The sequence below is a fragment of the Synechococcus sp. RedBA-s genome, from assembly GCF_024345495.1.
Classification (GTDB): Bacteria; Cyanobacteriota; Cyanobacteriia; order PCC-6307; family Cyanobiaceae; genus Regnicoccus_A.
The window spans coordinates 20,877-38,273 of sequence record NZ_JAGQBF010000025.1 but is presented as its reverse complement, the minus strand read 5'-3'; the positions used below and the strand labels follow the sequence as shown (position 1 = coordinate 38,273).

17 protein-coding genes are annotated in these 17,397 nt (G+C 66.2%); 12 read left to right on the top strand and 5 right to left on the bottom strand.

What is annotated here, in order from left to right; all coding sequences use genetic code 11:
• Nucleotides 1–36: 36 nt before the first annotated feature.
• Entirely contained in the window at nt 37–471 is a 435-nt protein-coding gene (rplU, locus tag KBY67_RS11080) for a 50S ribosomal protein L21 (protein ID WP_255111090.1), read from the bottom strand.
• Between the two features lie 174 nt (nt 472–645).
• On the opposite strand from rplU, the gene KBY67_RS11075 reads away from it, so the two are divergent.
• From KBY67_RS11075 to kaiC, 3 genes are all read left to right on the top strand, one after another.
• Nucleotides 646–1,527, top strand: a complete 882-nt coding sequence (locus KBY67_RS11075; RefSeq protein ID WP_255111089.1) for a circadian clock protein KaiA — start codon at nt 646–648, stop codon at nt 1,525–1,527.
• Complete coding sequence (kaiB, locus tag KBY67_RS11070; protein WP_255111088.1) at nt 1,524–1,862, top strand: circadian clock protein KaiB; 339 nt, start codon at nt 1,524–1,526, stop codon at nt 1,860–1,862. The genes KBY67_RS11075 and kaiB overlap by 4 nt, the downstream gene beginning before the upstream one ends.
• Nucleotides 1,863–1,937: 75 nt before the next feature.
• Nucleotides 1,938–3,482, top strand: a complete 1,545-nt coding sequence (kaiC, locus tag KBY67_RS11065; protein ID WP_255111087.1) for a circadian clock protein KaiC — start codon at nt 1,938–1,940, stop codon at nt 3,480–3,482.
• Nucleotides 3,483–3,505: 23 nt separating this feature from the next.
• Here the strand turns inward: kaiC and KBY67_RS11060 are convergent, their stop codons facing one another.
• Both KBY67_RS11060 and purD read right to left on the bottom strand, forming a co-directional pair.
• Nucleotides 3,506–5,509: an ATP-binding protein gene (locus tag KBY67_RS11060; RefSeq protein ID WP_255111096.1), complete on the bottom strand. Its 2,004-nt coding sequence runs from the start codon at nt 5,507–5,509 to the stop codon at nt 3,506–3,508.
• 78 nt (nt 5,510–5,587) lie between these two features.
• Nucleotides 5,588–6,916: a phosphoribosylamine--glycine ligase gene (gene purD, locus KBY67_RS11055; RefSeq protein ID WP_255111086.1), complete on the bottom strand. Its 1,329-nt coding sequence runs from the start codon at nt 6,914–6,916 to the stop codon at nt 5,588–5,590.
• A gap of 64 nt (nt 6,917–6,980) precedes the next feature.
• Here purD and KBY67_RS11050 point away from each other — a divergent pair, with 64 nt between their 5' ends.
• The 9 genes from KBY67_RS11050 to KBY67_RS11010 all read left to right on the top strand — a co-directional run bounded on the left by KBY67_RS11050 (nt 6,981) and on the right by KBY67_RS11010 (nt 15,582).
• On the top strand, nt 6,981–8,081 hold the full coding sequence (locus tag KBY67_RS11050; protein WP_255111084.1) for a hypothetical protein: 1,101 nt from the start codon (nt 6,981–6,983) through the stop codon (nt 8,079–8,081).
• Entirely contained in the window at nt 8,078–8,833 is a 756-nt protein-coding gene (purC, locus tag KBY67_RS11045) for a phosphoribosylaminoimidazolesuccinocarboxamide synthase (RefSeq protein WP_255111083.1), read from the top strand. Before KBY67_RS11050 ends, purC begins: the two co-directional genes overlap by 4 nt.
• Before the next feature lie 43 nt (nt 8,834–8,876).
• Nucleotides 8,877–11,228: a BamA/TamA family outer membrane protein gene (locus tag KBY67_RS11040; RefSeq protein WP_255111082.1), complete on the top strand. Its 2,352-nt coding sequence runs from the start codon at nt 8,877–8,879 to the stop codon at nt 11,226–11,228.
• Nucleotides 11,228–12,079, top strand: coding sequence for a UDP-3-O-acyl-N-acetylglucosamine deacetylase (lpxC, locus tag KBY67_RS11035; RefSeq protein WP_255111081.1), 852 nt, complete (start codon nt 11,228–11,230; stop codon nt 12,077–12,079). The genes KBY67_RS11040 and lpxC overlap by 1 nt, the downstream gene beginning before the upstream one ends.
• A gap of 6 nt (nt 12,080–12,085) precedes the next feature.
• Complete coding sequence (fabZ, locus tag KBY67_RS11030) at nt 12,086–12,547, top strand: 3-hydroxyacyl-ACP dehydratase FabZ (protein WP_255111080.1); 462 nt, start codon at nt 12,086–12,088, stop codon at nt 12,545–12,547.
• 4 nt (nt 12,548–12,551) lie between these two features.
• The gene (lpxA, locus tag KBY67_RS11025; RefSeq protein ID WP_255111078.1) at nt 12,552–13,373 is read left to right on the top strand and encodes an acyl-ACP--UDP-N-acetylglucosamine O-acyltransferase; all 822 of its coding nucleotides are present in this window, start codon (nt 12,552–12,554) and stop codon (nt 13,371–13,373) included.
• A complete protein-coding gene (lpxB, locus tag KBY67_RS11020) occupies nt 13,373–14,560 on the top strand; it encodes a lipid-A-disaccharide synthase (RefSeq protein WP_255111077.1) in 1,188 nt (395 codons plus the stop codon). Before lpxA ends, lpxB begins: the two co-directional genes overlap by 1 nt.
• A 56-nt stretch (nt 14,561–14,616) precedes the next feature.
• Nucleotides 14,617–15,246, top strand: a complete 630-nt coding sequence (gene msrA, locus KBY67_RS11015) for a peptide-methionine (S)-S-oxide reductase MsrA (RefSeq protein WP_255111095.1) — start codon at nt 14,617–14,619, stop codon at nt 15,244–15,246.
• Between the two features lie 102 nt (nt 15,247–15,348).
• On the top strand, nt 15,349–15,582 hold the full coding sequence (locus KBY67_RS11010) for a hypothetical protein (protein ID WP_255111076.1): 234 nt from the start codon (nt 15,349–15,351) through the stop codon (nt 15,580–15,582).
• Nucleotides 15,583–15,603: 21 nt separating this feature from the next.
• On the opposite strand, the gene KBY67_RS11005 is transcribed toward KBY67_RS11010, so the two are convergent.
• Both KBY67_RS11005 and KBY67_RS11000 read right to left on the bottom strand, forming a co-directional pair.
• Entirely contained in the window at nt 15,604–15,873 is a 270-nt protein-coding gene (locus KBY67_RS11005; RefSeq protein WP_255111075.1) for a hypothetical protein, read from the bottom strand.
• Between the two features lie 32 nt (nt 15,874–15,905).
• Nucleotides 15,906–17,381, bottom strand: coding sequence for a leucyl aminopeptidase (locus KBY67_RS11000; protein WP_255111074.1), 1,476 nt, complete (start codon nt 17,379–17,381; stop codon nt 15,906–15,908).
• Between the last annotated feature and the right edge of the window lie 16 nt (nt 17,382–17,397).

Below are 17,397 nucleotides of genomic sequence, written 5' to 3'. Positions count from 1 at the left end.
GGTGGAGGGAATTCAGGGGGGACTGAAGCACTGCGCTCAGGCGATCGCCTTGCCGTTGACGCTGATCGACTGGACCATCACCCGGGTGAGTTCCTGGCGGTGACCGTTCTTGCGGCGGGTTTTCTTTTTCGGGCGCATCTTGTACACCAGGATCTTTGGACCACGGCGATGGGCCAGCACCTTGAGCTCGATGGTGGCACCACTCACGAAGGGATGTCCCAGGTTGGTGCCTTGGCCGTCGCGCACCAGCAGCACGTTCTCCAGGGTCACCGTCTCGTCCACCTCGGCGTGGATGCGGTCGAGGTCGTAGTAGCGGTTCGGCTGGAACCAGAACTGCTGGCCGGAGGCCTCGGCGATCGCGTAGAGATCGGCTCCGGCGGGGGTGCGCTCCGTTGCGGTGGCTGGACTCTCGGAAGCGGGGCTCTCGGTGGCTGGACTCTCGGAAGCGGGGCTCTCGGTGGCTTGACTCATGGGCTCAGGGGGCGTGGACAGGTCAGCGGAGGAGAAGCCGGCCTGCGCCGCCATTCACCCGACACTGTTCAGACCTCTCGCACAACCATTGGGTTGACAAGAGAAGACTATCCCTCTTCGCCTGCCGCCTCGTCAACACTAAGGTCGCTGGGGCGATGCCGCTGTTCCTTCCCCATGACCCAGCCGGCGCTCACCGTGGCTTCGCTGATCCGAGATGAGCAGTTGCGCCTGGCCTGCAGCACCTGGTTGCCCCAGGGTCGTTATGAGTTGATGGAGCTGGGTCTGCGGCCGGATCCAGCGGCCGAGCTGGAGCGTTGCTGGGAGCAGTTCGATGCGGTTCTGCTGGAGCCAGGGGTGCTCTCGATCGAGGCCTTCCAGCGCCTACGGGCTCAGGGCCGGATCCTGCCGGCGGTGGTGCTGGGTCAGCTCAGCGGACCCATGGAGTTCTTCCAGGACGAGGTGCATCTCCCCCCCGACCAGATGGAGCAGCTCAGCTATAGCCTCGATGCCGCCATTTCCCGTTGCCTGCGCCGCAGAAGTTCGGCGGGGGCGTGGGAGGACCTCCATGACGGCGAGTCCAGCTCTGAAGTACACGACCCATCCAATTGGAGGCTTCCCCTTCGCCTGCGCGAGCGGCTGGGCTACCTGGGGGTGTTCTACAAGCGTGATTCCTCCCGCTTTCTGCGCAATCTTCCCGCCGCTGAGCGAAAAGTGTTGCTGCGCTCCCTGCATCGCACCTACCGGGATCTGCTGATCAGTTACTTTCGTGATCCAGTCGCCGCCAACAAAGCACTGGAAAGCTTTGTGAACACGGCTTTCTTCAGTGATCTACCCATTACCAAAACAGTGGAAATCCACGTGGACATGATTGACGACTTCTGGAAAAAGCTGCAGCTGGAAGGCCACAAACAGGATTTTCTCAAGGATTATCGCCTGGCCCTGCTTGATGTCATGGCCCATCTCTGCGAAATGTACCGCCGCTCCCTTCCTCCCGAGACCTCAACCAGCGATGGATTGGTGGCCAGGGTCGTCACCGCCTCCCAGGTGCAGTCATGAGTCCCCAGAAAACCTACATTCTCAAGCTGTACGTTGCCGGCAACACCCCCAATTCGATGCGGGCCCTCAAGACCTTGCGCCTCATTCTTGAGCAGGAATTCAAGGGTGTGTACGCTCTCAAGGTGATCGATGTGCTCAAGAATCCACAGCTGGCGGAGGAAGACAAGATCCTGGCCACTCCCACCCTGGCCAAGATCCTGCCGCCACCGGTGCGACGGATCATCGGCGATCTCTCCGATCGCGAACGGGTGTTGATCGGTCTCGATCTCCTCTACGACGAGCTCACCGACCGCCAGATCGCTGACGAGTTGATGGAGGAGTCTGAGGAGGCCTGAATTCTTTAGATCATCCTGGCCTTTTTCCCCCTGCGTCAGCCTGGGTCCTAGATTCTGGATCTAGCTTCAAAGCCCATGCAGGATTTCAATGCCGTCAGCCAGCCCAGCATGAAGCTGCAGAAACTGCCCACGGGGGTGGAGGGCCTTGATGACATCTGTCAGGGGGGGTTGCCGATTGGTCGCTCCACGTTGATCAGTGGCACGTCGGGTACTGGAAAAACAGTATTTTCCCTTCATTTTCTCCACAACGGTATCCGTCACTTTGACGAGCCTGGAATCTTCGTGACCTTCGAGGAATCTCCCCTCGACATCATCCGCAATGCTGCCAGTTTTGGCTGGAATCTGCAGGATATGGTGGCTCAGGATAAGCTCTTCATTCTGGATGCCTCCCCCGACCCGGACGGCCAGGATGTGGCTGGTAATTTTGATCTGTCCGGGTTGATCGAGAGAATTAACTACGCCATTCGTAAATATAAAGCTAAGCGGGTGGCTATTGATTCGATCACCGCTGTCTTCCAGCAGTACGACGCCGTGTCGGTGGTGCGTCGTGAGATTTTTCGCTTGATCGCCAGACTCAAGGAAATCGGTGTCACCACAGTGATGACCACTGAGCGGATTGATGAATACGGCCCTATTGCCCGCTATGGCGTTGAGGAATTCGTTTCTGATAATGTGATCATTCTGCGCAATGTGCTGGAGGGTGAGCGGCGCAGGCGCACCGTGGAAATTCTCAAGCTGCGTGGGACCACCCACATGAAGGGTGAATTCCCTTTCACGATGGGAGCCCATGGTGTCGCCATCTTCCCCCTCGGGGCGATGCAGCTCACCCAGCGCTCCTCAACCGTGCGTCTCAGCTCGGGTGTGCCGCGGCTTGATGAGATGTGTGGCGGTGGTTTCTTCAAGGATTCGATCATCCTCGCCACCGGTGCCACCGGCACGGGCAAAACCTTGCTGGTCAGCAAGTTCTTAGAAGACGCCTACAACAACAAAGAACGCGCCATCCTCTTTGCCTATGAGGAGTCGCGCTCTCAGCTGTTGCGGAATGGCACCAGCTGGGGCATCGATTTCGAGCAGATGGAGCAGGACGGCCTGCTCAAGATCATCTGTGCCTACCCGGAATCTACCGGCCTGGAAGATCACCTGCAGATCATTAAAACCGAGATCGCTGAGTTCAAGCCAGCGCGCATGGCCATCGATTCTCTCTCGGCGCTCTCAAGGGGCGTCAGCCACAATGCCTTCCGCCAGTTTGTGATCGGTGTTACCGGCTATGCCAAGCAGGAGGAGATCGCCGGCTTCTTCACCAACACATCGGAGGAGTTCATGGGCAGCCACTCCATCACCGACTCCCACATCTCCACGATCACAGATACAATCCTACTGCTGCAGTATGTGGAAATCAGGGGGGAGATGGCTCGTGCCATCAACGTGTTCAAGATGCGGGGTTCTTGGCACGACAAGGGCATCCGCGAATTTGTGATCACCGGCAATGGCCCGGAAATCAAGGATTCCTTCTCCAATTTCGAGCGCATCATCAGTGGGGTTCCCCACCGCGTCAGCACCGACGAGCGGGTGGAGCTCTCGCGCATCGCCCTCAGCATCGAAGGCGAGGACATCTACTAGGGCTTTGGCCTCCCGATCTCCCGCTAGACCCCGGCCAGCCTGGGCTCCGCCAGCCGCGCCTGCTGGGAGCGGCGCTCTCCTTCCACCATCAACTCATCGCTGTCGGCCTGCTCAAGGGGCAGGTCGAACCAGAATGTGGTGCCCACCCCAGGCTCGCTGGCCATCTGGATCGCCGTGCCGAGCTTCTCGAGGATCCCGCGCACGATCGAGAGACCCAACCCTGTGCCCGCTTCGGTGTGAACGGCGTTCTCCACCCGGTAGAAGCGCTCGAAGATGCGCAGCTGATCTTCCCTGGAGATGCCGGCGCCCGAGTCGGCGATCTCCACGCGCAGCCTCGGCAGGGGTGAGCTGAGCTCACAGCTGGGGACATCCAGCGCCGGCTGGTTGGCTGGATCGAGATGACAGGAATCGGGCCAGGGGTAGGCCCGCAGCATCAGCCGGCCCCCGGCCGGGGTGAATTTGAGTCCGTTGCCCACGAGGTTGTCGAGCACCTGCAGCAGCAGATCCCAGTTGCCCCGCACCCTGGGCAGCTGAGCATCCACCTCCAGGTCCAGCTGCACCCCCTTGTCCTCGGCGTTGAGGCGGTAGTTGCGCAGGGTCTGCTCCATGGCCGGACGCACCTCCAGGGGCTCGAGCGCCCAGGTGCGATCGGATTCCAGCCGCGAGAGATCGAGCACGTCGTTCACCAGTCGGGTGAGGCGGTCGGTCTCGGCGTTGGCGATCGCCAGGAACTCCTGGGTCTGCTCTTCGCTGAGCTGATCGCGCAGGTCGTGCAGTGTCTCCACGTAGCTCTTGATGTTGAACAGCGGAGTGCGCAGTTCATGGGACACGTTGCTGATGAAGCGGCTCTGGGCGGCGTTGAGTTCCACCTCCCGCGTCAGGTCCTGAACCGTCATGGCGATGCCCTTGAGACTTTCCCCCGCGGCATCTTTGACCGTCTGCAGCACGATGCGCAGGGTGCGGGGAGGCTCACCGAAACTGCAGCGCACGTCAGTGCTGTCCTTCTCACCGCTCACCAGGGAATCAAGCGGCCCCTGCAGCTCCATCGCCAGCACATCTGGCAGTTCACTGCCCAGTTCGTTGCCCTCGAGATTGCGGCCTTCCCAGCGGAATAGGCGCCGGGCAGTGGGGTTGACCAGCACGATTCGTCCTTCGCCATCGAGCAGGGCCGCGCCATCGGCCATGGTGGCGATCAGGCTCTGCTGTTTCACCTGGGCGGCGGTCAGTTCCTCGATGTTGGCGGCGTCATAGACTTCCAGCCGGGAGGCCATGTCGTTGAAGCCATTGAGCAACTCCCCCAGTTCGCCACCCACCGGCAGGGCGATGCGGGCCTCGAAATTGCCACCGGCGACCGCCCGCACCCCGCGCAGCAATTCCTTCACCGGGCGGGTGATCGTGAGCGCATTGAACACCGCCCCCAGGATCACCAGCACCCAGATCGAGATGAACACCGCCACCGTCACCTCGCGGGTGAGGGCAGCACTGGCCAGCACCGCTTCGTTGGGGTTGATCCCTAGGGCGAGCACCCCGAGGTAGCGACCCTCACTCACCATCGGCACGAACACATCGGTCACCTGGCCATCGGGGCTGAGGTGCTGCCGGATCAGGGGGTTCTGGGGGCGAAGCTGCAGCTCGGCAGGCAGTTCCAGTTTGCGGCTGAGCAGCAGTTCGCTGCCGCCGTTGGCGGCACTGATCGGGATTCCGAGATAGATCACCCCTTCGGGATCGGCGAAGAAGATGTAGCGCAGGCTGCGGCTGGAGCGCCAGAAGCGTTCCGCCACAATCGCCAGTTCTCGGTCGTTGCCCTCCGCCACCAGCGGCGTCACATTCGCCGAGAGCAGCAGGCCCAGATCCCGTGCGAAGCGGGTGTCGCTCATGCGCGCATCCATCTGGATGCTGTTGAGCGCGAAAAAGGTGATACCGGTCATCATCAGGCTCACCACCAGGGTGGCCACCGCCAGCAGCTTGGTCTGGAGACTGAATTCCGCCCACCAGACTCTGAGTTGCTCCCACCAGCTCAGGGGCAAAGGGCTGGCGCTGTCGGAGCTGGGGGTGGAGGGCGGCAAGGCGTCGTTCACGCCTGGAAGCGAAGCGTCCCTGGCACCCTAGGGGCGCCGGACCTGATGGCCGATGTCGCGGCGAAAGGTGATGCCTTTGTAATGCACCTGATCCAGGCCGGCATAGGCGCTGGCGAAGGCTGAATCGAAATCCTCCGCCTGGGCCACCACCGCCAGCACCCGCCCGCCGGCGGTCACGCAGGCGCCCGATTCCTCCAGGCGGCTGCCGGCATGGAAGAGCTGCCGCTGAGGGGTGCTTAGGGCTGGGCTGTGGATCGCATCCCCCCGGCGCACTTCACCGGGGTAGCCCTCGGCGGCGGCCACCACGCAGGCACTGCAGCCTGCGGCGATGGTCAGCGGCGGCGCCTGCTCCAGGCTCCCCCGGGCGCAGGCCAGCAGCACTGCCGCCAGTTCACCCCCCAGCAGGGGCATCAGGGTCTGGCATTCGGGATCCCCGAAGCGGCAGTTGAACTCGATCACCTGGGCGCCGCCGTCGTTGCAGAGCATCAGCCCGGCGTAGATCACCCCCCGATAGTCGATGCCCCGCTGGCGCAGGGCCTCCAGGGTGGGCTCCAGCACCTCACGGCGCACCTGCTGCAGGGCGGCGGCGTCCAGCAGCGGCGCAGGGGCGTAGGCCCCCATGCCGCCGGTGTTCGGACCGGTGTCGCCCTCGCCGATGCGTTTGTGATCCTGAGCCGGCGGCAGCAGCACCATCGAGCGGCCATCGGTGAGGGCGAACACCGACACCTCAGGGCCGCTCAGCCGCTCCTCCAGCACCAGGCTCTGGCCGGCGTCACCGAAGCGTCCGGCGAAGATTTCCTCGATGGCGGCGCGGCTGTCCTCGAGGCTCTCCGCCACCGTGACCCCCTTGCCGGCCGCCAGCCCATCGGCCTTGATCACCAGGGGCCTCCCCACCCGCTCCAGCACCGCCAAGGCCTCGCTGCGGCTGGAGGCGGACCAGTGACCAGCGGTGGGAACACCCGCCTCCAGCATCAGGGCCTTGGCCCACTGCTTGCTGGCCTCCAGCCGGGCTCCGTCGGCCCCCGGTCCGAACACCGCCAAGCCGCCGGCCCGCAGGTGATCCGCCAGGCCGTCGGCCAAAGGGCCTTCCGGTCCAACCACCACCAGAGTCACCCCCAGCTCCAGGGCCGCCCGCAACAGACCCTCCTGGTCGGATTCGCGGATGGCCAGCGTCTCACAGCCCTCCAGCTGGGCCGTGCCGCCATTGCCTGGGGCCACCCAGACCCTCTCCACCCCCGGGCAACGGGCCAGGGCCCAGGCCAGGGCATTCTCGCGGCCACCGGAGCCCACCACCAGCAGGTGCCGAACGCTGGCCTCGGCGGAGGTGGGGTCAGAGGAGCGGACCGAAGCTGTCATGGGGCCGGAGCGGCGGAAGTGGCCAATCGGTTCCCTTAGGTTGACCCCCGGTGGACCGCCAGCCGTGTCATTCCTTCTCTACATGCCGGTGGTTCCCGCTGCAGCGCATCCGTGCCCTGGCCTGGCCCGCTGGGCGGCGCGAGGGGTGGGTCTGCTGACACTGCTGCTACTGGGTCTCTGCCCTCCAGGGGGCAGTCGCGCTCAGCCGCAGCCGCAGCCGCAGCCGCCGCCCGTTGCGATCCCGGCGGCGGCTGGGCCCATGCCGGCGCTGCCCCTGCCGTCTCTGCCCATGGAGGAGTCGGTGTTTGCCGCCGCCCTGGCATCGGATCAGCTGCCGCTGCTGGAGCAGGCCTGTCAGGATGCCGCCCGTTTTGATCTGCCCGTGCGCCTTCGCCAGCTCAAGGACCGGCTGGTGGACCTGCGTCCTGCCCCCCAGCCCCTGCCGGTGGTGTTGGCCAATGCCAATGCCCTGATCAGTTGCCTGGCGCCGGAGGCGGCCCTGTCGGTGCTGGACCGCTACGGGCCGGGTCCGGGCCTGGAGCGGCAGCAGTGGCTGACCCTGCAGTGGCGGGCGGCCAATGCAGGCCTCAACCACCGCCGGGCGGCCGAAGCCCTGCGGCGCCTGGCCGCCGGGGAGCGCAGCAGGCTGGAGGCCATGGCCCTGCCGGTGCGGCTGCGTGACGACGGCATCCTCGACACCCGCTCGGCCCTCGATGTGCTCGCCTCCCATCTCGCGGCGATGGGTCGCCGGCAGGAAGCCGCTGAGGTGTTGCTGGCCGGGCGCCTGCCGGGAGTGGTGGCGGCGGAGCGGCTGAAGCTGGCGGTGGCCTTGCTCGACAACCTTCCCCTTGCCCAGCGCAATGCCCTGATGGAGATGGCCCTGGATCAGGCCGCCGCCGGCGGCGCCTGGGGGCTGGCGGCCCAGTTGCTCGATGACCAGCAGGCCCTGCAGCGCCTCGAGGGGGGCGATCCGGAACCGGCCAGGCAGCGTCGGTTGCGCCTCAGCCGCCGCATCGACGACACCTACGCCGAATGGGTACTGCGGCGCGATGATCCCTCCGAGGCGGAGCGCATCAAGGTGTTGGAGCAGCGTCTGCGCTCTCCGCGCGAGCCAGGAGGCCATGCCCACTCCGCCCCTGAAACCGCTGAGCCCACCACCCCATGACCGCCTATCAGTTGGGCCCGCTCCTCTACGAAGGCAAGGCCAAGCGGGTCTTCCAGACCGACCGCAGCGATCTGCTGGCCGTGGAGTTCAAGGATGATGCCACCGCCTTCAATGCCCTCAAGAAGGCCCAACTGAAGGGCAAGGGCCCCCTCAACTGCCGGATCTCGGCCCTGCTGTTCGAGCACCTGCAGCGCGCGGGGGTGCCCACCCACTACCTGGGGGTGCAGGGCGATCAGTGGATGCTGGTGCGGCCCGTACAGGTGATTCCGCTGGAGGTGGTGATCCGCAATGTGGCGGCCGGATCGCTGTGCAAGCAGATGCCGATCGCCCCAGGAACCCCCCTCGACCCCCCGCTGCTCGACCTCTATTACAAGGACGACGCCTACGAGGATCCCTTCCTGAGCGAGGCCCGCCTGGAGCGGCTGGCCCTGGTGAGCAGGGAGCAGCGCCTGGAGCTGGAGGCCCTGGCCCGCCGGGTGAACGCGCTGCTGCTGGAGCTGTTCGCCGGCCTCGGACTGCAACTGGTGGACTTCAAGCTGGAGCTGGGGTTCACGGCTGACGGCCAATTGGTGGTGGCCGATGAGATCAGCCCCGACACCTGCCGCCTCTGGGACCTCGATGTGGCCGATGCCAAGGAGCGCATTCTCGACAAGGACCGGTTCCGCCAGGACCTCGGCGGGGTGATCGAGGCCTATGGGGAGGTCCTCAAACGGGTCCAAGGGGTGGTCCAAGGGCCCAGCATCTACCGGTAAGGTCACGGCAATTTGCGGCGTCGCCGCTGTGACCCGGAGAACCATGGGTGTCATCCCAAACGCCCACACCAGCGCTGCCTTCTCCGAGGCCCGGCCCCGGCCCATGGCACTCCGCCTCTGGCTGGGGATGCCCCTGCTGGCGCTGTTGGCGCTGCTGACCCCCCTGCGGGCCACGGCCCAGAGCCAGCCGCCTGCCGAAGTGGCCCAGGCCGCCGAACCCTCCCCTGCGACCAAATCAGCCCCAGCTAGCGAACCGGAACCGGCAGCGTCCCCTCCGGAGACAGGCAACCCCGTCCCTGCCCCGGCCGAGACGCCGGTCACTCCGCCCGCTGGCGAGCCCCCCAGCTCGCTCAACCCTCAGAGCATCACTCCGCCCAAACCCGATGAACCGCGGGTGCTGGTCAGTGAAGTGGTGGTCCAGGGCCTCGAAGGTCACCCCGAGCGCGAGCGGCTGGAGCTGGCGGTCTACGACGCCATGGTGGTGCGGCCTGGCAGCCGGGTGACTCGCAGCGAGCTGCAGACCGATCTCTCCGCCATCTATGCCAGCGGTTGGTTCTCGGATGTGCGCATCCAGCCGGTGGATGGCCCCCTCGGGGTGCAGGTGGTGGTGATCACCACCGCCAATCCGGTGCTGCAGAAGGTGGAGTTTGACTCCGCCAAGGTCAAGCTGCCCCCCACGGTGCTGGCGGACACCTTTGCCGCGGATTACGGCCGGACCCTCAACCTCAACACCCTGCAGTCCCGCATGCAGGAGCTGCAGAAGTGGTATTCCGATCAGGGCTACTCCCTGGCGCGGGTCACCGGACCCAACCGGGTCAGTCCCGATGGCACGGTGCTGCTGACGGTGCGGGAGGGCACCGTTGAGGGGGTGGAGGTTCAGTTCCTCAACAAGGAAGGCGCGGCCACCAACGACAAGGGAGAGCCGATCCGTGGCAAGACCAAGCCCTGGGTCGTCAGCCGTGAGATCTCGATCAAGCCGGGGGAAAGCTTCAACCGCCGCAACCTCGAGGAGGACATCAAGCGCCTCTACGGCACCGGCCTGTTCGGTGACATCAAGGTGACCCTGCGCCCTGTGCCGGCCAAGCCCGGCGACGTGGTGATCGTGCTGGGCATCGTCGAGCAGTCGTCCGGGTCCCTCTCCGGCGGCCTCGGTTACAGCCAGAGCCAGGGTGTGTTCGGCCAGATTCAGCTCCAGGACAGCAATCTCCTCGGCCGCGCCTGGGATCTGGGAGTCAACTTCACCTATGGCCAGTTTGGTGGTCTGGCCGACATCTCCTTCACGGATCCCTGGATCAAAGGAGATGCCTATCGCACGGCCTTCCGCGCCCGGCTCTTTCTCAGTCGCGACGTTCCACAGGTCTTCCAGAGTGAGAACAACGGCAACATCAATACGGTTTCCGACTTCTACAAGGCACCGGGCACCAGCGTTGCCTACAACATCAACAACAACAACAACCCCGAGAGCAAAACCTTCCGCTCGGTGTCAGAAGCCGAGTCGCAGTCGCCCAGCAACAGCTGGTTTGATTACGAAGGCAATTCCGTTGCCATCCAGCGCGCTGGCGGCAATATCCAGTTCGTGCGCCCCCTCAACGGTGGTAATCCGTTCAAGCGCGCGCTCTGGAGCGTGGTGCTCGGCGCCAGCGCCCAGGAGGTCACCCCGATGAACTTCACAGGTGCCAACCGTCGTTTCGGGGCGAGCACCAACAACTTCGACGGCTCGGATGCCCCGATCAATGATGTGATCTGCATCGCCTACAACTGCGCCCGCAGCAACCAGCTGCTGGCGGTGCGGGTGGCCGCCACCCGCAACAACCTCAACGACCCCCGCAATCCCACCTCCGGCTCCTTCCTCACCCTCGGCACCGAGCAGTTCGTCTCCGTGGGTCCAGATTCACCCACCTTCAACCGGCTGAGGGCCAGCTACAGCTATTTCATTCCGGTCAACTGGCTGAAGTTCTATAAGGGCTGCCGGCCCAAGCCCGGTGAAACTCCCGACTGCAAGCAGACGCTGGCCTTCCAGTTCACTGCCGGCACCAACATCGGTGATCTGCCCCCCTACGAGGCCTTCTGTCTGGGGGGCTCCAACTCCGTGCGCGGCTACGCCGACTGCGACATGGGGGTGGGTCGCAGCTTCGGGGAAGCCACGATCGAATACCGCTTCCCCCTGTTCAGCATCGTCAGCGGTGAGCTGTTCGTGGATGGCGGCACCGCCTTCGGCAGCCAGTCGGGGGTGCCCGGCAACCCCGGTTCGCTGCTCGACAAGCCCGGCAGCGGCTTCTCCGTGGGCACCGGTCTGATCGTCACCACGCCGGTGGGTCCCCTGCGGCTGGAGGTGGCCAGCGAAGGGTTCTCCGGCGACTGGCGCTTCAACCTCGGTGTGGGCTGGAAGTTCTAGTGACCCTCTGGCCAGAGGACTACAGCCAGGCCTGGACCCTGGCCACAGCGGTGGAGTGCTCCGGCGTCGGGCTGCACAGCGGCAGCCCCTGCCGGGTGCGGCTTCAGCCCAGCGAGCGTGCCGGCTATGTGGTGGGCTGGCTGGATGCGCCGTCGTTGGAGCCGGTGGCTTTGCATCCGTCGCAGGTGAGTGACACCCAGCTGTGCACGGCCCTGCGCCTCGATCAGCGTCGCTTGGCCACGGTGGAGCACCTGCTGGCGGCCCTGGCGGGGACCGGGCTCTCCCATGTGGAACTGCTGGTGGATGGAGAGGAGATTCCCCTGCTCGACGGCTCCGCACTGCCCTGGGTCGAGGCCATCGCCTCAGCGGGTCTGCAGCACCTGGGCCCCAGGGTGCCCCTGCGACCCCTGGATGCTCCGATCACCCTCCAGCAGGGCCAGAGCTTCGCCACGGCCCTGCCCAGCGACACTCCCCGGATCGGCGCCGCGATCGAATTCAGCCAGCCCGCCATCGGCCGCCAGCTCTTCTCCCTGGAGCTCACCCCAGCCGCTTTCGTGGCGGAGATCGCGCCGGCCCGCACCTTCGGCTTCCGCGAGCAGATCGATCAACTCCGCGCCGCCGGCCTGATCCAGGGTGGGGATCTGGAGAGCGCCCTGGTCTGTGATGGGGATCACTGGCTCAACCCGCCCCTGCGTTTCCCCCAGGAACCGGTGCGCCATAAGCTCTTGGACCTGCTGGGGGACCTGGCGCTGGCGGGCTTGCCCCAGGCCCAGGTCTTCGCGTTCCGTGGATCCCACGGGCTGCACACTGCCCTGGCGGCGGCGCTCGCCGCTCCACCCCGCTCGATCTGAAGCCCGTTGTCCTTGACTCCCGCTGGCGCACCTGTTCCCCTGCTCACCTCCGAGCAGATCCTCAACCTGCTGCCCCACCGCTATCCCTTTGCGCTCGTGGATCGGGTGATTGAGTACGAACCGGGCAAACGGGCGGTGGCCCTCAAGAACGTCACCCTCAATGAGCCCCAGTTCCAGGGCCATTTTCCCGGCCGGCCGCTGATGCCCGGTGTGCTGATCGTGGAGGCCATGGCTCAGGTGGGTGGCCTGATCGTCACCCAGATGCCGGAGCTGCCCAAGGGCCTGTTCGTGTTCGCCGGCATCGATGGGGTGCGCTTCCGACGGCCGGTGGTGCCTGGTGATCAGTTGCTCATCAGCTGCGAACTGCTCAGTCTCAAACGCAAACGGTTCGGCAAAGTGAGAGCAGAAGTCACCGTGGATGGAAACCTAGTGTGCTCCGGGGAACTGATGTTCTCCCTGGTTGACTGAGGCCATGACCAGCACAGCCCTGGAAACCACGATTCACCCCACCGCGGTGGTCGACAGTCGCGCCCAGCTTGGCCAGGGCGTTCAGATCGGCCCCTTCTCAGTGATTGGCCCTGACGTGCAGCTGGGCGCCGGCTGCCAGATCGGTCCCCATGTGGTGATCGATGGCCGGGTGACGATGGGCTCTGGCAATCGCATTTTTCCTGGCGCCTGCATCGGCCTTGAGCCCCAGGACCTCAAGTACGGCGGCGCCCCCACCGAGGTGGTGATGGGCGACGACAACACCATCCGCGAGTGCGTCACGATCAACCGGGCCACCGCCGATGGCGAGCAGACCCGCCTGGGCAACGGCAATCTGCTGATGGCCTACAGCCATGTGGGCCACAACTGCCTGTTGGGCGACCGGATCGTGGTAGCCAACAGCGTGGCGATCGCCGGCCACGTGGTGATCGGAGACCGGGCGGTGATCGGTGGGGTGCTCGGCATCCACCAGTTCGTGCACATCGGCAAGCTGGCGATGGTGGGGGGCATGAGCCGCATCGACCGCGATGTGCCCCCCTTCGCGATCGTGGAGGGGCACCCCGGCCGCCTGCGCGGGCTCAACCGGATCGGGCTCAAGCGCAATGGCCTGGTGGACCGGGAGGGCGGGGCCGAGCTGAAACAGCTGCTGGCGGTGTGGAACCGGCTCTACCGCAGCCATGAGGTGCTGGCGGAAGCCCTGGTGCACATCCGCGCCGAAACCCTCCTGCCGGCCTCCGAAGAACTCTGCAGCTTCCTTGAGGCCTCGATCGCCCCAGGACGCCGCGGCCCCCTGCCCCACCAGCGCTGATGGTGCGGCTGCTGATCAGCACCGGTGAGGTGTCCGGGGATCTTCAGGGCGGCCTGCTGATCAGGGCCCTCCACGCCGAAGCCCAGCGGCGGGATCTGCCCCTCCAGATCGATGCCCTCGGCGGTGAGCGCATGCGCCAGGCGGGCTCCCATCTGCTGGCCAACACCGCGCCGATGGGGGCAATCGGCCTCTGGGAGGCGCTGCCATTGGTGTTGCCCACCCTGCGGCTGCAGCGGCGGGTGGGCCGCTGGCTCTCCAGTTCTCCCCCCGATGGAGTGGTGCTGATCGACTACATGGGGGCGAACGTGAGCCTCGGTCGCCGCATTCGTCATCGCTTCCCGGCGGTGCCGATCACCTACTACATCGCTCCCCAGGAATGGGCCTTTCGCCTGGGGGAGGGGGGAACCACCCGCCTGATCGGTTTCACCGACCGCATCCTGGCGATTTTCCCCGAGGAAGCCAGCTTCTATGCCTCCCGCGGTGCCCGGGTCACCTGGGTCGGCCATCCCCTGCTCGACACCCTCGGCTCCCCGCCCAGCCGGGATCAGGCTCGCCAGGAGCTGGGCCTCGCCCCCGGCCAGCAACTGCTGCTGCTGCTGCCCGCCTCCCGGCCCCAGGAGATGCGTTACCTGATGCCCTCCCTTGCCGCGGCCGCGGCCCGATTACAGCGCCAGCGGCCTGAACTGCGGGTGATGCTGCCCGCCGGGCTGGCCAGCTTCGAGGAGTCCCTGGCGGAACAGCTGGAGCGGGCAGGAGTCGAGGCCACGGTGGTTCCGGCCGATCGCGCCGATGCCCTCAAGCCGGTCCTCTGCGCCGCCGCCGATCTGGCCCTGACCAAATCGGGAACAGCGAATCTGGAGCTGGCCCTGCGCGGTGTTCCCCAGGTGGTGGGCTATCGCCTCAGCCGCGTCACCGCCTTCGTGGCCCAGCGGCTGCTGGGTTTCAACGTGCCCCACATCTCACCGGTGAATCTGGTGCTCGGGGAGCGACTGGTGCCGGAACTGCTCCAGGACGACCTGACCCCCGAGGCGATCGTGGCCGCGGCCCTGCCCCTGCTGGATCCGAGCCCCGAGCGCAGCCGGATGCTGGAGGGCTACGGCCGACTGCGCGCTCTGCTGGGCGAGCCCGGCGTGACCCGACGAGCGGCCTGTGAGATTCTCGATCAGCTGACGGAATCCCAGACGTGACGCCATCGCCCAGGCGAATTCAGGGTCATCACCCCCCGCAGCCCCTGTTGCAGCCCCTGTCGCTGCTGCTGGCACCACTGTTGCTGACGCTGCTGTTGCTGCTCCCGGCCGCACCGGCACTGGCCGCCGTCGAGGAGGCTGTGCTGGCTGGTGGCTGCTTTTGGTGCCTTGAGCACGATCTCGAAACCCTGCCCGGGGTGGTGGAGGCGGTCAGTGGCTTCAGCGGCGGCAGCCTCAAGAACCCCACCTATCGACAGGTGACGGCCGGCGGCAGTGGCCACATCGAAAGTGTGCTCGTCCGCTTCGATACTGCTCGGATCAGCCTGCCCACGCTGCTGCGCGCCTACTGGCGCAACGTGGACCCCCTGGATGGCGGTGGTCAGTTCTGCGATCGGGGCCCCAGCTACCGGCCCGTGATCTTCAGCCGTGGCGCCGCCCAGCGCGATCAGGCTAAAGCCAGCCTGGCCTCAGCGGCCCGGGAGCTGGGGGTGAAGCCCGGCGCCATCAAGGTGGAGATCCGCGAGCTGGAGCGCTTTTGGCCCGCCGAGGCCTATCACCAGAACTACGCCGAACGCAACAAGGTCAAGTACAACTATTACCGCTGGTCCTGTGGCCGCGACCGGCGGCTGGATCAGGTCTGGGGATCCAGGGCCCGGGGTTCGCTGCCCTGGCGCCCCAAAAGCTGAACGCCGCAACGGCTGGCTGGCAAGCGGTGAATATCGGCTCTTCCCAGATCAAGCCAAGCCGCCTACGGTAAATCGATATGGAGTCGACGTTGAGTGGGTTGTATGTATCTGCTGACGATCCGGGATGGTCTGGTGACTCGCCACATCGGGCCTTACACCAGTCCCAAGCAGGCTGTGGATGATCTTGATCGCCTGCTGGCCTCCTTCGGTGAGAGGGCCCGCTGGCAGATCCATGAGCTGGAGGAGCCCGGCAGCCTGCTGGACAACCCCAGCGCCGCAAAGGGCCGGGACGGCCAAGCGCTGATGGGATCAACGGCGAGGCCGGTGGCAGCTTGAGCCCTGCCCAGTGGTAACAGCTCAGTTGGGGGTGCCGGCCCCCTGGCGCGGGTTGCGGGGGTAGCCGCGCAGCAGGCCGCTTTCCACCATCAGGCCCACACCGGCGGTGACGCAGATCAGGCCGAGGGTTCCGTACCAGAACCAGGGGCCCGGTGCGGCCACCTTCTGATTGAGCACCGCCAGCTGGAGGGTGCGGCGGGTGATGGCCTCGCCCACCAGGCAGAGACCCAGAGGCAGGAGCAGGACCCCCAGCTGAGCGCGGATGTACCAGCGAATCTTCTGAGCAGCCATGGCGTCGAAGTCCGGCGTCAGCGGTGCCAACCCTAAGCCGCGCCCCCGCTGCTCACCCACTCCACCAGGGTGCGGACGCCGAAGCCGGTGGCGCCGGCGGGGTCCAGGCCTCGCCCCTTGTCACTCCAGACCGTGCCGGCGATGTCCAGGTGGGCCCAGGCCAGATCTGCAGGGACAAAATCCTGGAGGAAGAGCGCGGCGGTGATGGCCCCGCCCGGGCGGGGTCCGGTGTTCTTCATGTCGGCCACCGGGCTCTTGAGACCTTTTTTGTAGGAGGCTTGCATCGGCATCCTCCAGAAGGCCTCCCCACCGCTGCGGCCCGCCTCCAGCAGCGCTGCGGCCAGGGTGTCGCTGGGGGACCAGAGGCCGGCGATTTCGTCGCCCAGGGCGATCACGCAGGCTCCGGTGAGCGTGGCCAGATCCACCACGGCATCGGGTTCCAGCCTGGCGGCATACACCAGGGCATCGGCCAGGGTGAGGCGGCCTTCGGCGTCGGTGTTGTTCACCTCGATCGTCTTGCCGTTGGAGGCGGTGAGGATGTCGCCCGGGTGGATCGCCTCGCCACTGATCATGTTTTCGCAGGCGGCCACGATCACATGCACCTCCACGCCCGCCGGCCGCAGCTCGGCGATCGCCCGGGCCGCCCCCAGCACCGCGGCGCTGCCGCCCATGTCGTACTTCATCATCTCGATCTGCGACCCGCCGGTCTTGAGGTTGTATCCGCCGGAGTCGAAGGTGAGTCCCTTGCCGATCAGCACCAGCCGCCGGCTGGTGCCGCCCAAGGGGCGATAGGTGAGATGAATGAACTTGGGGGGCAGGCTGGAGCCCTGGGCCACGCCGAGGTAGGCGCCCATGCCGAGGGCTTCGCAGTCGGCGCGCTCCAGCACCTTCAGCTCCAGACCGAACTCCCCGGCGATGGCCGCGGCGGTGTCGGCGAGCGCCTGGGGGGTGACCACATTCGGTGGAGCCGCCACCAGCTGCCGTGCCAGCTCCACGCCCGCACAGGTGGCCGCCACGCTCTCGAGGCCGGCGGCGGCCCCCTCGGCAAGGCCCAGCAGGCTCACCAGCTCGGGGATGGGCTTGGCGTCGGCCTCACTGCGGAAGCGCTGATCGCTGTAAAGGCTGAGGCGCACGGCCTCGGCCATGGCCCGCGCCGCTGAGCGGGGCTCCAGGCCCTCGCTGGGCAGGGCCAGGGCCAGCTCCCGGCCGGGGCCCGCGGCCTTGGCGATCGCGGCCGCACCGCCGCGCAGGGCCTCGAGATCGAAGCGGCCCGGTTCCCCCAGCCCCACCAGCACCAGCCGCAGGGCTGCGGGCTGCAGCTGGGTGAGACTGAGGCAGTCACCGGGTTTGCCCTTGAAGCTCTGGCGCTCCAGCAGGGCCTGCAGACCGGGGCCGAAGCGGGCTTCGAGGGCCTCCAGGCGCTCGCCCGTCTCACCCTGGAACAGGCCAACACCGAGAGTGTCACCGCTCCATTCGGCCAGCGGGGTGGACGGACAGCTGAACTGCATGGGGGCCGGTCATCGG